The organism is Paenibacillus silviterrae, assembly GCF_030167925.1.
GTDB lineage: Bacteria > Bacillota > Bacilli > Paenibacillales > NBRC-103111 > Paenibacillus_G > Paenibacillus_G silviterrae.
Genome location: NZ_JASKUT010000001.1, coordinates 2,264,813 through 2,278,253, shown reverse-complemented (window position 1 = coordinate 2,278,253; position 13,441 = coordinate 2,264,813). Strand labels below are relative to the sequence as shown.

The following is a 13,441-nucleotide window of genomic DNA, read 5'->3' as shown; positions in this document are numbered from 1 at the left end:
TTTAGGGGCTTCTCCGAAGGTTTTTCTTCCTTATTGCGGTATTGTGGATTCAAAGGCTTGCTGCAATCGCTTAGTAACGGGGCCGGAAGTACCTTGGGCTACGGGGCGATTGTCGATCGAGACAACGGGTGTGACCTCTACGGTTGTACCGGTAATGAATACTTCGTCGGCATTGGCCAGCTCGTCTAATGTGAACGCATGTTCATGAACCGGGATCTCCAGCCGGTGCGCCAGCTTCAGGACGACAGCTCTCGTAATGCCGTGCAGGATCAGGTGGTTGGCCGGATGTGTGTAAACGGCTCCGTCCTTGACCATCATGATGTTCGAGGCGCTGCATTCGGTTACCGTGCCGCTGCGATGGAGAATGACATCGGAGGCGCCTTGGTCAAGGGCATGCTGCTTGGCCAGTACATTCGGGAGCAAATTCAGTGTCTTCAGGTCGCAGCGGAGCCAGCGAATATCTTCCATCGTTACTGCGGCAATTCCTGATTGCATGGTGTTTAGAGGGCGTTTCACCTCGGTCGTATAGGCCATGAGTACAGGTTCGGCGTCCTGCGGGAAAGGATGCTGCCGCGGGGCAGCGCCTCGTGTGATCTGGAGATAGACCGTACCCTCCTCCAGCTTGTTCAGCTGAATAAGCTTTTGGACTTGCTCCTGAAGTTTGTCCGTATCGGCAGGAAGGGGGATGCGAACCTCCTTTGCCGTGCGATGAAGTCGGTCCCAATGTCCTTGAGGCGCATAAAGCTGTCCGTTATAAACGCGAAACACCTCATAAATCCCGTCGCCGAAGTAGTATCCGCGGTCCTCCGGAGAGATATGGAGTTCCTCCTTAGGAAGAAACCTGTCTTGATATAAATACATAAGGGCCTCCTGAATGGGTTCTGTTATGTTGGTGGGAACATATGTTTGATACCTGTTTTAAAGCGTGGTAAGATGTATTTAGGGTAGCAAGGGTACACAGAAATGTCAAAGATGAGGAGGAATAAAGAGAGAAAAATCACAGACTTGTTATTGCGGACACAATATATTGTATAGTATCATTGTTATTACATACTACATATTGTGATTCCTATATAGGGATATATTTTCGGGAGGGTTCCGGGTGAAGACGATGCAGCGTATGAAGCTTGAGGGGTTAAGCGAGAAGATTTTTTTAGACCGTTACGCTATGAAGAAGGCGGACACGAGTGCGACTGCGGTTGGGGACACGGTCCTGGTACTGACGAAGGATGATCCGAAATTTCCGGCCAAAGAGGTCGGTGAGGTGATCAGCCGTGAAGGGCAATCCGTGAAGGTAAGGCTAAGGAATGGAGAGCTGGTTGATTCCTCTGTGGAAAAGCTTACGCTTACCGTTGAGACGACACCGGAGCAAATGTGGGACCGTCTCGCGTCGGCCATGGCTTCTGTTGAAGCCCCGGAAAAGCGCAAGGAATGGACCGAAAAGTTCCGCTATGTGCTGGACGATTGGAAGCTGGTTCCGGGGGGCCGGATCGCTGCTGGGGCAGACGCCAGCGACGAGCTGACCTTGTTCAACTGTTACGTCATCCCTTCGCCCAAGGACAGCCGGGGCGGGATCATGGCTACGCTGTCGGAGATGACCGAGATCATGGCACGCGGAGGCGGCGTAGGGATCAACCTATCCTCATTGCGCCCGCGACGAGCTATCGTTAAAGGTGTGAACGGTTCCTCCAGCGGAGCGGTGTCCTGGGGCGGCTTGTTCAGCTACACCACGGGTTTGATTGAACAGGGGGGCAGCCGGCGAGGGGCGCTTATGCTGATGATGAACGACTGGCATCCCGATGTCGTGGACTTCATAACCGTGAAGCAAACCATGGGGCAGATTACGAACGCAAACCTCTCTGTCTGCGTCAGCAACAGCTTCATGAAGGCGGTGAAGGAGGACCTGGACTGGCAGCTGCTGTTCCCGGATACGAGCGACCCGGATTACGATGAGCTATGGGACGGGGACCTTGACCGTTGGAGAAAGCTGGGCAAGCGTGTAGTGGAATATCGTACGGTCAAGGCCCGCGAGGTCTGGCACACGATTATCGAATCCGCTTGGAAGTCGGCTGAGCCGGGCGTCGTCTTTATGGAGTACTATAACCAGATGTCGAACAGCTGGTATTTCAACCCGATCATTTGTACGAATCCGTGCGGAGAACAAGGCCTGCCTGCGTGGGGAGTCTGTAATTTATCCGCCGTAAATTTATCGAAGTTCTACGATGCCGACAAGCATGATGTGGACTGGGAGGAGCTCGGACAGGTCGTACGATATTCGACGAGGTTCCTCGATAACGTGATCAATAAGACGCCTTATCATTTTGAGGAGAATCGTGTAAATCAGCAGGGGGAACGTCGTGTAGGACTTGGGACCATGGGCCTCGCCGAGCTGATGATTAAGCTCCGGATCCGGTATGGCAGTCCCGAATCGCTGGCATTTCTCGATAAGCTGTACGGGTTTATGGCCAAGGAAGCTTATCTGGCCTCGTCGGAGATCGCTGAAGAGAAGGGATCCTTCTCCAACTTTGAGTCCGAGCCGTTCTTGCAGAGCGGGTTTATGAAGAACATGGTTGCAGCGTACCCTGAAGTAGGCGAAGCCATTAAGCAAAAGGGAATGCGCAACGTTACGGTTATCACTCAGGCGCCGACGGGCAGTACGGGGACAATGGTGGGCACTTCCACGGGAATTGAGCCGTATTTCGCCTTCGAGTATTATCGCCAAAGCCGTTTGGGCTATGACAAGCAGCTAGTACCGATCGCTCAGGAATGGATGGACCTGCATCCCGGGGAGGAATTGCCGGATTACTTCGTAACCGCAATGAACCTGTCGGCGGAGGATCATATTCGAACACAAGCAGCCATTCAACGCTGGGTGGACAGCTCCATATCCAAGACAGCCAACTGTCCGGCTGATTTTACCGTGGAAGAGACCAAACGACTGTATGAGCTGGCGTTTGATCTAGGCTGCAAAGGCGTCACCATTTATCGCGACGGCAGCCGGGACGTTCAAGTGCTCTCTACCGAGAAGAAGGAAGAGGAGAAGGAGAAAGCGCAGGAAGCAAAGGATACTTCCTTGCCTACGGCTGCCGAGGTCCTTCCTGTTACGGAACGGGTGATCGATAAGGAATACAAACGCCGCCCTCAAGTGCTTCGGGGCGCTACGTATAAGATCAACACGCCGTTCGGCATGGCGTATATTACCATTAACGATATGAACGGCAGTCCGAGTGAGATCTTCCTCAATGTCGGCAAGGCCGGCTCGGACGTATTCGCGATGTCGGAGGCGCTGGGCCGCGTCTGCTCGTTATTCTTGCGTTATGGAGATCACGGGAACAAAACGCAGCTGCTTATCAAGCATCTGAAGGGGATCGGAGGCTCAGGCGCCATCGGCTTCGGGGTGAACCGGGTCGAATCCATTGCCGACGCTGTGGCAAAGGCGCTTGAGATGCATGGAGAAAGCTATGATGCTGCGGATGCTTATATCACGGCTACCCGCGAGGTGATAGTTGCGGAATCGGAAAGTGTTGCTGCTTCGGCACCGGCGGTTCAAACCTCGCTAGACCTTTGCCCTTCCTGCGGCTCGGCTTCGTTGGTCAATACAGAGGGGTGCAAGTCCTGCAGCCAGTGCGGGTATAGCAAGTGTAGCTAAATGTGATATTCCAGGATTAATTGGAATTTTTTGTGAAATTCCAGAATTAATTGGAATTGTAACATAATTCGTTAGACGGTTTGGTCCATAATTCATTGGAATTTGATTTTCATACAATATAGTGTATATTTATACAATTGGGTCAGGGATATCAATCAAATCCCTGGCCTAGTTTTGTTTTTCTGTAAACACATGTACTTGATGTAATGGAATATATAGATTCTTGAATGGACTATAAATCTAAATAACCTATGAGTTGCTACTACCATGCTATTCTGCTGAGCAGCATTAATGATGGGGATTGGACAGCCGCCTCCAAAGTTGATTTTGGCGCAACAGGCGCCGGGACATTTACAGCCAATGTTGCCAGCGGTTCCGGCGGAGGAAACATAGAGCTGCATCTCGATAGTGCGGATGGCCCGTTAATTGGTATACTTCCTATTTCCAACACAGATGGGGAAAATAGCTGGAAGACAAAAACTACCAGTATTTCCGACGCCCCGGGTGTTCATGACCTGTTTATGGTATACTGGGGAGCAACGACCGGTAATCTGTTCAAGGTCGATTATTGGCAATTGGAGCAAAAGAGCGCTGCTCATCATCTTGCTGCAATCAATGCTTCCAGCGATAAACAAAAATAATAAAAGCCTCTTGTTGTGCCATACGGATTGGGAGATCAAGTGGAGCTTGCATATAATCAAGCAAGAAATTATACTGTCCATTCGGAGTAATGCTGTAATATTTATCCAAGGCAAATGTCCAAAGAAAATAAAGTCCTAGACTGGGAAATTATCAAGACCTTGGGGAGAAATATTTATTAAAATAAAGGGGTTTACATATTACTCATAACTAATATGTAGAACCTATTATTTTCCGGACTGAGGAAAATGGTATTAATCGAGGATCGATCGCTACACTAACGAGCGGCTTAGTTCCAAACATTTACATTAGTTGCAGGAAACAATCAAATATTATCGAATGTAATATAGAGAATAGACACTGATAATTTTTGAAAGAGAGGTCTCAGATTATGGGTAAATCTACGATCTGCTCCATGCAAAGTCTTGATCTATAAACAACGGCGGTTGTTTGTATGGAGCCAGGATTTATTTTACCGCCTTAATATCAGCGTTTTGCGATAGTTGTTTATAGGATAGGCTTTGCAACCTTAAATTTTAATTAATTTTAAGGAGCAGAGCTATCATGAAGTATGTAAACGCCGATATCATTTTTCCAGAAGAACTATTAAAGGAAATACAGAAATATATCCATGGTAGCATGGTTTACGTTCCAACTCCTGAAGGACAACGGAAGAAGTGGGCGAAAATTCAGGGAGTCGAAAACATTTGAGCCACAGAAACGAGAAAATACGTCAACAATATATCGATGGTTCAACAATAGATGAACTCTCTGATCAATTCTGTCTTTCCAACGATAGTATTAAAAAGATCATTTATTCAAAAATATAGGTCATAGAAATCACATCAGATCATATGATGTGATTTTTTGTGTAATAAATGATTCTGAACTATCTTTTCTATATTTTTAAACTGTTTCCTTTGCTACGATTGAAAAAACACCTTTCAGGGAGGACATTAGGATGTCATTACAAGTTCGTCCATATTGCACCGAATTAGAGGATACAGTTAAAAATTTAAGTCACAAAGCATGGATACTTTTTAAGTACAATAAAGATTACGATCATCAGAGGATGAGTTGTGTTTTTAATGAGGACGGTAATTTAATTAGTGTGGGATACCTACGGCATGGAATAGCGGATGATCATGATGTATTCGAAATCGAAATGCCCACTAATGAATTAGCTTTAAATCGTTTAAATGAAGTGAGAATGGCTCTTTACCCTATATTCTTAAATATGTGTCATAAGCTCCGTAATCCAAACAAGAAAACAAAACTGGTTGCGTGGAAAGACTTTTATGGTGACAGAGAATTTTACGAAGAGAAGGGTTTTATCCCTTATCAAACATATTATTTAGCAAAGAGTTCACTTGAAAAACCGATGCCTGAAGTCAGAACGCCTGTTGGAGTTGAAGTTAAATTTCACCCGATGGAATCCAAAGAGGAAAGAATCAAATATACAGAACTAGAAAATCAATTTTATCAAGGTGTTGTATACAGAAGTGTAAATATGTTGGAATGGATGATGGGTGGGCCAGAATTACATACAATTTCTGCATTTGAAGACGATGAACTTGTTGGCAGCGTTATGTGTTGGCAAACTGGTGCAGTTGAAAGATTATTCGTAATTCCTCGTTGGCGTAATAAAGGGTTGGGTGAGTTTCTCATAACGAAGGGTTTTGAGTATCACATTAAGAATGGTCGAAACGAAGTTTATTCGCTGGTTAATGAACAAGATGAGGAAGCTATGAAGTTGTTAGAGTCAATGGGGTATACCTTTCCTGTAAGATTAGAACTCAAGGCATTGGATGTTTAGAAATAAGAATTATATCTATATGGTTATATAAACTTGCCTTTGAGACGCCCGACTCTTCTGACACGCTATTAAAATTGATGCCCTTGTTGGCTCGTATAAGGCGTTTAATCGCTTGGTCTACCTTTTCCAAGGTATTCGCCTTCCGCTTTTCATGAATGCTCTTCAGATGGGCTGTACGGTCGTAATTAGCCATTTCCAGCACCCACCTTTCTTTTTATACGGTCTTGCCTACCGAAAATGATATTGCCTTCTTGAAGGTTATTTAAAATGCCTTGGTATCGAAGTAAGTTTTTCTCATGTTTTTCAGCCATATCCTCACGACCATGTTGTTTTGCTGCCTCAATCGCTCTCGATGTGGTTTTAATATGCAATTCATATTTCTGTACATCCAATTCAGAGAAGCCAATGGCTAAATCCTTACATGGGCTTCCTCCGTTGCACGTCAAGCAAGGTGGTGCTTCCATGTGAGGACAGTCTCCTTTCAAGCGAGCGTGACATGTTCCGTAAGGGTTATCCATCGCATTCAGAACGTCCTCTCCTTGAAGTGAGCAGGGATGCAATACTGGATTTAAGCTGGCTCACGTCGGTTTGTAGGACCGATTGTGAAGTGGGATACTGGCTTAAAAACTTGAGTGAAACCTTAGAATAAAGGGCTCCAAACACACCTTTGTACTCTGGAAACACTTGATCCAAGACTGCATGAAACTGCAACTTCGTTTGTACACACATGTTAGACAGGGCTTCGTGTTGACGTGTTAGAGAGCGTAAATTGAGCAGTTGAACGCCTCTTTTTCTAAAGTCCTGAAACTCTTCTTTGTAATACAATTCCCCTAGTAGGTAGGCATCTGCGGCATCCGTCTTCACTCTACGAAGATTAGATTTCCTTAATCTGTTGGAAATGAGCGGATTAATGACGATATACTGGCAATGATGCTCCTCTAAATATTGAACAACAGGGCTTTGATAGTGACCGGTTGCTTCTAAAATAACGATAGGTTGTGCCGCGGTCTTCTCTTGAAGATCCTGGATCATTCGAAGAAGGAGCGACAATCCTTCCTGTGTATGTTCAAATTTAAAGACTCCTCCTTGAGGCTTACCACGATCTAAAAAAGCCTGACCATGACTCTCAGCTTTTTAAATATCTAGACCGATAACTGGATTCATTTGATCTCTCCCATAAATAAATTTTCCGGTAGCCCCTAGACCTTCTTGTATTCCATAGCATCGCTTGTTATACGGGATCTACGTCCCAACCAGCCTCAAACATGGTAGTAACAAGTAGGGGTGAACATTATAGCTGACGGGATCAAGTCCCACGGGCAGGTACGTTCGACCCGGCTACGTATAATCGTCGACCCTAAAATAAAAAGGATCAACCAGTAATAACTGGCTGATCCCATAATACGAAAGGGCAGTTTTGCTCAATAATTGCTGCCTATGCCTATGGTACAATTTGGGTAAGGCGGGACTTAAAATGACAGGTATTATTAATAAAAATGGCTACGAGTTTATAGAGTGCATTACATTGAATGAACTTGAACTAACAAATTATGAACCGTTGGCAGGTTCATACGCGGTGGTGAGATTCGACGGTAAATATCTTATTTGTTTTAATACATGGAGAAAACAGTGGGAAGTACCTGCCGGAGGAAGAGATGACAATGAAACAGCCAAAGAATGCGCTATACGAGAGCTATATGAGGAAACAGCGCAGGTTGTTCAAGATATGGATTATAAGGGTCTACTGAAGGTTAGGAAACCAGACGGAGCAATAAAATATAATCCAATTTTCTTTGCTGAACTGGATTCCATAGCCCCGTTTAAAGTAAATCACGAAACAGATAAAATTTTACTTTGGAATTTAACTGAAGAGGTTGGTTATATTGATGATGTTGATAAGGCAGTTCTTGAATGGTGTAATTCATTACGTTAACTGGGAACGATATTTTAATTCAAACACATTAAAAAGCTAACGCGAGATATTGGCAGCCTTATTACAACTAACGGGCTGTTATCATGAATCTCATAAAATATGTAAATAAGTATTTCTTTTATTGGGGGTAATGAACGTGGTTTTTCAGTTTTTAGATTTTGACTTCATTAAAGGTAGGGAAATAAGTTTATGCATCCATGAAAAAGTTCCAGGAGATGAAGGAAAGGGATTTGTCCCTGCCTATAAATACAACATCGTCCTTATTGAGTCTAATGAGATAATGGGTAAAATTGATGTGCGGATTGGAAACAATGAAAATCTTTACTACGGTGGACATATAGGTTATTCGATAATCGAAAAATTTCGAGGTAATCATTACGCTGCAAAGGCTTGTCTGTTAATTAAACAAGTAGCTTTGGTACATGGTATGGAAAATCTAATAATTACATGTAATCCAGATAATATTCCTTCGAGAAAAACATGTGAGTACATTGGTGCTAAATTGAATGATATTGTAGACCTTCCTCCTTATAATGACATGTATCTTGAAGGAGAAAGACAAAAATGTATCTATAAGTGGTGTTTACTAAGCGACGGGTAACGTTAGCGGAATAACCAGGGAGCAGACCGACGGGCAGCTGCTCCCTGGTGTCGTTGCAGTAACGGGCAGATACTTAAAACAAAAGGAAGAAATTAATAACGACTCTTTACGTTAAAGGTGGGTTATTTGTGGAGCATTTGTCTAAGTATCTACATGTTCAATCTATCGCTAAATCTACAATAAGTGAGTTAACGAATGTAATTAAAGAAGGCATTTCAGAACGCGAAATCGCTTGTAAAGCCGAAGACATTATGAGAGCAAAAGGCGTAAATAGTTTTTGGTATCATGGCGTAGGGGCATTTGTTCACGTTGGAAAGAGAACAACCATTTCCGAATCAGGCAAGGGTTATAAGCCTTCGGAAACATTAGTTAGCAAGAATGATATTGTAACTGTAGACCTTAGCCCGGAGTTTAACACCTATTGGGGTGATTATGCCCGAACGTTTATAATCATTGATGGAAAGGCTGACGGTGTAGACGCATTAGAATGGAGTAATAATGATTTCCAGCTTTTGGATGGAGTAAAAGTTGAAGAGAAACTTCATAAAATGTTTATGAATTATATCAAACCAGACATGACTTTTGAAGATGTTTACCTGCATATGAATGATGTAATAAACCAATTCGATTATACAAACCTTGATTTTGCTAGAAATGTGGGACATACAATTGAGTTTAATAAGGATAACAGGAGATATTTTGAGTCGGGAAATAAGACTAAGCTTAGTGATCTAACTCTCTTTACATTTGAACCACATATTAAGCACAAGAACGGAGAATACGGATTTAAGAGAGAGGATATTTATTATTTCCGCGATGGCAAATTGTTTGTCTTATAAAGATAAAGATTGAGTTAACGGGAAACGATAGCGCAATAACGAGGGAACGGATCGCCGCGCGGCAGCTGCTCCCTGGTTCGCGTTAAGCTAAATGGCAGTTTAACGCAACACTTGCCTTATTGACTTCGTCTTCTGTATGGAACGGAGGGATCGGAGATAAATCAAACACTGGTAAGATCAGTAGGTTATGTGGGATTATTATTGTGTGTAATGTATTTGGTGTACAAATCGACCTTGTTTTGGAATCAACTAGGCATGCAAAAACAAACCGTTTCATTCCTCAGAGCAGTTCAGGAGCAAAATTACGAGAGAGCAGCGGAACTGTTTGGCTGGGAAGGGCGAAAAACCGAGGGTAGTAAGGCAACCTCTTGGGAGCGACTGGCTGAAGTAGAAGGGGTTCGGCTACTATCGTTCAGCAACGTTCGAGCTGAATACGACGATGGTTGCTATTGCACGGGTCATGCAGAGCTGACCTTCCAGGTGAATGAAAAACCTATGCAGGTTAGTGCTGTGATTGCGTTTGGAGTAGGTGCAAAGCCGAAACAAATATGTGCGATTACACCCTCCGGGATTCAGGGTGGATCCATTCCCCAACTTGCGGCATGGAACTCATTGGCATGCGGAAATAGTTCGTTTTGAGTTACTGAACTATCTGGGAACGTTACTGGAATAACCAGGGGGCAGACCACCGCGGCAACTGCTCCCTGAACAACGAGAAGAAAGAAATTTTTGAAAGGTTATTGATATAATAGAAAGGTGGGGGATTTTTAATAGAAACAAAACGTCTTATAATTAGAGAAATGATGCAGTCCGATTATGATGCATTGTGCGGAATATTATGTGATGAGGAAGTAATGCGTGCTGCTTATGAAAGTGCATTCAACTTAGAACAAGCACAAAGTTGGCTTAACAGACATCTTAAAAGATATGAAGAGTATGGTTTTGGACTTTGGGCTGTTGTATTAAAAGAAACAAACGAAATGATTGGTCAATGTGGCTTGACAATGCAAGGCTGGAGAGAAAAAGAAATTTTGGAAATAGGATTTTTGTTTCAAAAAGCGTATTGGCACAAAGGTTACGCAACAGAAGCGGCAATTGCTTGCAAGGAATACGCTTTCTCAGTTCTTAATGCAAATAGGGTTTGTTCTATTATTAGGGACACAAATATAGCCGCTCAAAAAGTTGCTGTTCGAAACGGTATGAATATTATTGATAAAGATACTAAGAATTTTAGGAATATAGATATGGAATTTTTTCTGTATTCTGTAGAGCGAACAAAATGAGCATAATTTAAAATTTACTACAAATGGCAAAACAACCTTTAAACGGAAGGTGATAGCTCAATCAAGACGCGGCTGCAAGCATTTATTCGGTAGCCACGTTAAACTAAAGGGAGGATAACTTTGTTAAATGGTGAATATCTCACATAAATATTATCTAAAAGTAGGTAATCTGAATGGTGAAAGTTCGTGGCAAAAGACGGTATTATCGGAAAATAAAAAATCGGATTCAAAATTTTAACCACCACTTATCTGAAGAAACCAGTTGGTATAGTATGTGGCATATGCACTTTGATGGGAAAGGAATAAGTGAGAAGGCCAAGGACAGAAGAAGCCACATCAAACATTACATTGAGTTATTCCAGAAAATCAATACTTCAGATTTATCGAACTCAAAACCATTTCAAGTCTGGATATTTTTAGATTCTGAGTATCCTACATGTGATGCATTGTACTTACATACATCTAACCCACATAGTTCATTCCCTTACACAAACCAAGATATTGCTTGGCTAAGCGATGAAAAGGAAATCCCTGAAATACTGAAGGGTATAGTTAATTTAATTGAATTTGAAGTTGGGGAGTACAGGCAATCTGACGGAAAAACTGATTATTTTATTCGGATGATTAATTTGGGTATGAGTCTTAAGGATTCGTTGAGTTAACGGGGAACGATAACGCAATAAAGGGACATCAAGAGGAGGTTGCTGCAAGACCGGCAACCTCCATTTTGTTAACTGGCAGGATAATTTAACCAATTTACGAATGTTTAAAATATTGAGGTGTTTGCTAAGTTCGCTGAAACATAAGGTTACAATACCATTAATCTAACGATGGAGGAAATATAATTGATCAAACAACAGAAACTGTCGATTTTCCTTTTATTTCTAGCTATCGCATTCATATTAGGCGGCATGGCATCCAGGTCATTTTTTGAATACTCACCAGCTATTGGTTGGATTGCTGGCGTAATACTACTGTTCACCAGCACTAAATATGCTTTTAGAGCATACAAGAACACTAGAATGAAATCATAAACCAAACCAGATTTTATGGGGATAGTATTATTTTGATGGGTAACGAAGGGAGCTAAAGTCGATGGAACACGATAGAGAGATACAAGAGCTTAAAGAACGCCTTAGCATATTCGAGTAACGACTCCAGATCGCAGCGGCAGCTGCCCCAAAATCCATTGAAGTTAAGGACAGTTTAATGCAATTTAGTGTGGTACAATATGGAAAAGTGTAAGAACGGAGTGAAGGTTTGGATAAAGATGTTATGTGGGGAATTTTTGTTTCTGAAGATGTTAATCGTTTTCCAAACTACTTTCCCATCGCTTTCTACGAGACTCGTGAAAAGGCAGTCGAAGTAATTCAAGGATTACCAAAAGATTTGAACTATGATTTGCTCAAATTGCCACTGAACAGCATTTTTGCTTATTTTCACAAAAAAAAGCGGTAAGTTGGTAGGTATGGATGGTATTTACCACGAGCACTTTCATTTTAAGGGTGAACATAAAAGCGATAATTAAACATTGAACTGGACGGCGAACAATAGTTGAACCGAATAAGTGAGCGGTATGTCGCGGCATCTGCCCCCTATTTCATTGAAGTAACGGGAGTTTAATGATATAGATGAGAGCTTAAAAACTTTGGAATTTGTAAAAGCAATAAGAATGGTTTAGAGGTACTTCTACAACAACATGGCGCGGACGGTTATAAAGAGAAATGGATAAACCATGACTTCCCTTTGATGGAGTATCTATTGTTGATGGATTACCTTCAGAGGGCAAGTACCTTAAGCTAAACGGAGAACGATGGTCATTGGTTGTTTAATTCCTGCGTGAGGGGTATTAATTTGGATTACATATGGTTTAACTATGAAAAGCCAATCTTAGAACAGCTTCCATATCCGTTCACAGAAGCGGCAATTTTGCTCAATCCGTTTATTCAAATGCCAATAGGATGGGCGGATGTGAAAAAGAAGAGCGAAAATGATCACATTTACCCCGAATTAGAAGAATCTCTGCAACTTGGTAGACCCAAACCGTGGAAAGAAGTGCTAAATGATACAGGAATACAATCCTATGAGGAATTAGCTGTTGCCCTTAAGACTTCAATTTTAGCTTTAAAAAAAGAGTATGCTCGTCCTGATTTGGCAACTCAACTCAGTAACAACCTATGCACAGACCTTTATTATCCTCGTGAAGATAATATATCTGAATTTTTAGTCTCAGACATTCTCGATGTACTGTGTTCTAATGGTGCTGACACTTTGTTATATTCTGCTCCTATTTTTGACCAGTCTGGTGAGCTGATGATCAAGAATATGACTCAAGCTGAATTATGCTGTGAGGTACCACTTAAGGAGATAATCATTACAGACAAACAAATGGAATATGCATTTTTAAGTGTTTTTGACTCTTTTATTACTATATTTCTCACCAGAGAGAAGAAAATTGAAAAAATCATCAATAAAAAGAAATGGGAAGCAGTAATCTGCGGACCAGAAACCTATATTAGTTGGTATTTTGGTAAAATTGATTAAGCGAAGGGAGACGTTAGCGGAATAACCAGGGAGCAGACCGCAGCTGCTCCTTGGTGTCGTTGAAGTAACGGGCAGGATAGTATTAATCAACTTTTTTTGATATTATGATATTGACTCACAAGAAAAGTAATGGTAAA

At 42.4% G+C, this 13,441-nt stretch carries 13 protein-coding genes and 3 pseudogenes; 12 read left to right on the top strand and 4 right to left on the bottom strand.

From position 1 onward, the window contains the following. Positions 1-30: 30 nt before the first annotated feature. Complete coding sequence (gene dat / locus QMO62_RS10140; RefSeq protein WP_284640824.1) at positions 31-861, bottom strand: D-amino-acid transaminase; 831 nt, start codon at positions 859-861, stop codon at positions 31-33. Between the two features lie 241 nt (positions 862-1,102). Between dat and QMO62_RS10135 the strand changes: the two genes are divergently transcribed. From QMO62_RS10135 to QMO62_RS10120, 4 genes are all read left to right on the top strand, one after another. Then, positions 1,103-3,649, top strand: a complete 2,547-nt coding sequence (locus QMO62_RS10135; RefSeq protein ID WP_284640823.1) for an adenosylcobalamin-dependent ribonucleoside-diphosphate reductase — start codon at positions 1,103-1,105, stop codon at positions 3,647-3,649. 251 nt (positions 3,650-3,900) lie between these two features. After that, the gene (locus QMO62_RS10130) at positions 3,901-4,290 is read left to right on the top strand and encodes a carbohydrate-binding protein (protein WP_284640821.1); all 390 of its coding nucleotides are present in this window, start codon (positions 3,901-3,903) and stop codon (positions 4,288-4,290) included. 562 nt (positions 4,291-4,852) lie between these two features. Continuing rightward, a complete protein-coding gene (locus QMO62_RS33550; protein ID WP_372516666.1) occupies positions 4,853-4,999 on the top strand; it encodes a hypothetical protein in 147 nt (48 codons plus the stop codon). Positions 5,000-5,249: 250 nt separating this feature from the next. Next, positions 5,250-6,104, top strand: coding sequence for a GNAT family N-acetyltransferase (locus QMO62_RS10120; protein ID WP_284640819.1), 855 nt, complete (start codon positions 5,250-5,252; stop codon positions 6,102-6,104). Positions 6,105-6,117: 13 nt separating this feature from the next. Here the strand turns inward: QMO62_RS10120 and QMO62_RS10115 are convergent. From QMO62_RS10115 to QMO62_RS10105, 3 pseudogenes are all read right to left on the bottom strand, one after another. Beyond that, positions 6,118-6,297, bottom strand: a pseudogene (locus tag QMO62_RS10115) (DUF6262 family protein); the annotation flags it as partial. Continuing rightward, positions 6,290-6,640 (bottom strand): annotated as a pseudogene (locus QMO62_RS10110) (tyrosine-type recombinase/integrase); the annotation flags it as partial. The pseudogenes QMO62_RS10110 and QMO62_RS10115, both read right to left, overlap by 8 nt. Next, positions 6,627-7,268, bottom strand: a pseudogene (locus QMO62_RS10105) (IS110 family transposase); the annotation flags it as partial. The pseudogenes QMO62_RS10105 and QMO62_RS10110, both read right to left, overlap by 14 nt. A 310-nt stretch (positions 7,269-7,578) precedes the next feature. Between QMO62_RS10105 and QMO62_RS10100 the strand changes: the two are divergent. From QMO62_RS10100 to QMO62_RS10065, 8 genes are all read left to right on the top strand, one after another. Next, positions 7,579-8,037 (top strand): NUDIX domain-containing protein, encoded by a 459-nt coding sequence (locus tag QMO62_RS10100; RefSeq protein ID WP_284640818.1) that lies wholly within the window; start codon positions 7,579-7,581, stop codon positions 8,035-8,037. A gap of 136 nt (positions 8,038-8,173) precedes the next feature. Continuing rightward, entirely contained in the window at positions 8,174-8,638 is a 465-nt protein-coding gene (locus QMO62_RS10095; RefSeq protein WP_284640816.1) for a GNAT family N-acetyltransferase, read from the top strand. Between the two features lie 128 nt (positions 8,639-8,766). Further along, complete coding sequence (locus tag QMO62_RS10090; protein ID WP_284640815.1) at positions 8,767-9,477, top strand: M24 family metallopeptidase; 711 nt, start codon at positions 8,767-8,769, stop codon at positions 9,475-9,477. Between the two features lie 255 nt (positions 9,478-9,732). Then, positions 9,733-10,116: a hypothetical protein gene (locus QMO62_RS10085; RefSeq protein ID WP_284640813.1), complete on the top strand. Its 384-nt coding sequence runs from the start codon at positions 9,733-9,735 to the stop codon at positions 10,114-10,116. Between the two features lie 131 nt (positions 10,117-10,247). Next, on the top strand, positions 10,248-10,760 hold the full coding sequence (locus tag QMO62_RS10080) for a GNAT family N-acetyltransferase (protein WP_284644910.1): 513 nt from the start codon (positions 10,248-10,250) through the stop codon (positions 10,758-10,760). Between the two features lie 173 nt (positions 10,761-10,933). Further along, a complete protein-coding gene (locus QMO62_RS10075) occupies positions 10,934-11,422 on the top strand; it encodes a hypothetical protein (protein ID WP_284640811.1) in 489 nt (162 codons plus the stop codon). A 598-nt stretch (positions 11,423-12,020) separates the two neighbouring features. Further along, positions 12,021-12,218 (top strand): hypothetical protein, encoded by a 198-nt coding sequence (locus QMO62_RS10070; RefSeq protein WP_284640809.1) that lies wholly within the window; start codon positions 12,021-12,023, stop codon positions 12,216-12,218. Positions 12,219-12,614: 396 nt separating this feature from the next. Beyond that, entirely contained in the window at positions 12,615-13,304 is a 690-nt protein-coding gene (locus tag QMO62_RS10065) for a DUF2711 family protein (RefSeq protein WP_284640807.1), read from the top strand. The last annotated feature ends 137 nt before the right edge of the window (positions 13,305-13,441 follow it).

Coding starts and splice junctions, on each gene's coding strand:
- dat (WP_284640824.1), bottom strand. CDS start 861: ATGTATTTATATCAAGACAGGTTTCTTCCTAAGGAGGAACTCCATATC.
- QMO62_RS10130 (WP_284640821.1), top strand. CDS start 3,901: ATGAGTTGCTACTACCATGCTATTCTGCTGAGCAGCATTAATGATGGG.
- QMO62_RS33550 (WP_372516666.1), top strand. CDS start 4,853: ATGAAGTATGTAAACGCCGATATCATTTTTCCAGAAGAACTATTAAAG.
- QMO62_RS10120 (WP_284640819.1), top strand. CDS start 5,250: ATGTCATTACAAGTTCGTCCATATTGCACCGAATTAGAGGATACAGTT.
- QMO62_RS10100 (WP_284640818.1), top strand. CDS start 7,579: ATGACAGGTATTATTAATAAAAATGGCTACGAGTTTATAGAGTGCATT.
- QMO62_RS10085 (WP_284640813.1), top strand. CDS start 9,733: ATGCAAAAACAAACCGTTTCATTCCTCAGAGCAGTTCAGGAGCAAAAT.
- QMO62_RS10075 (WP_284640811.1), top strand. CDS start 10,934: ATGGTGAAAGTTCGTGGCAAAAGACGGTATTATCGGAAAATAAAAAAT.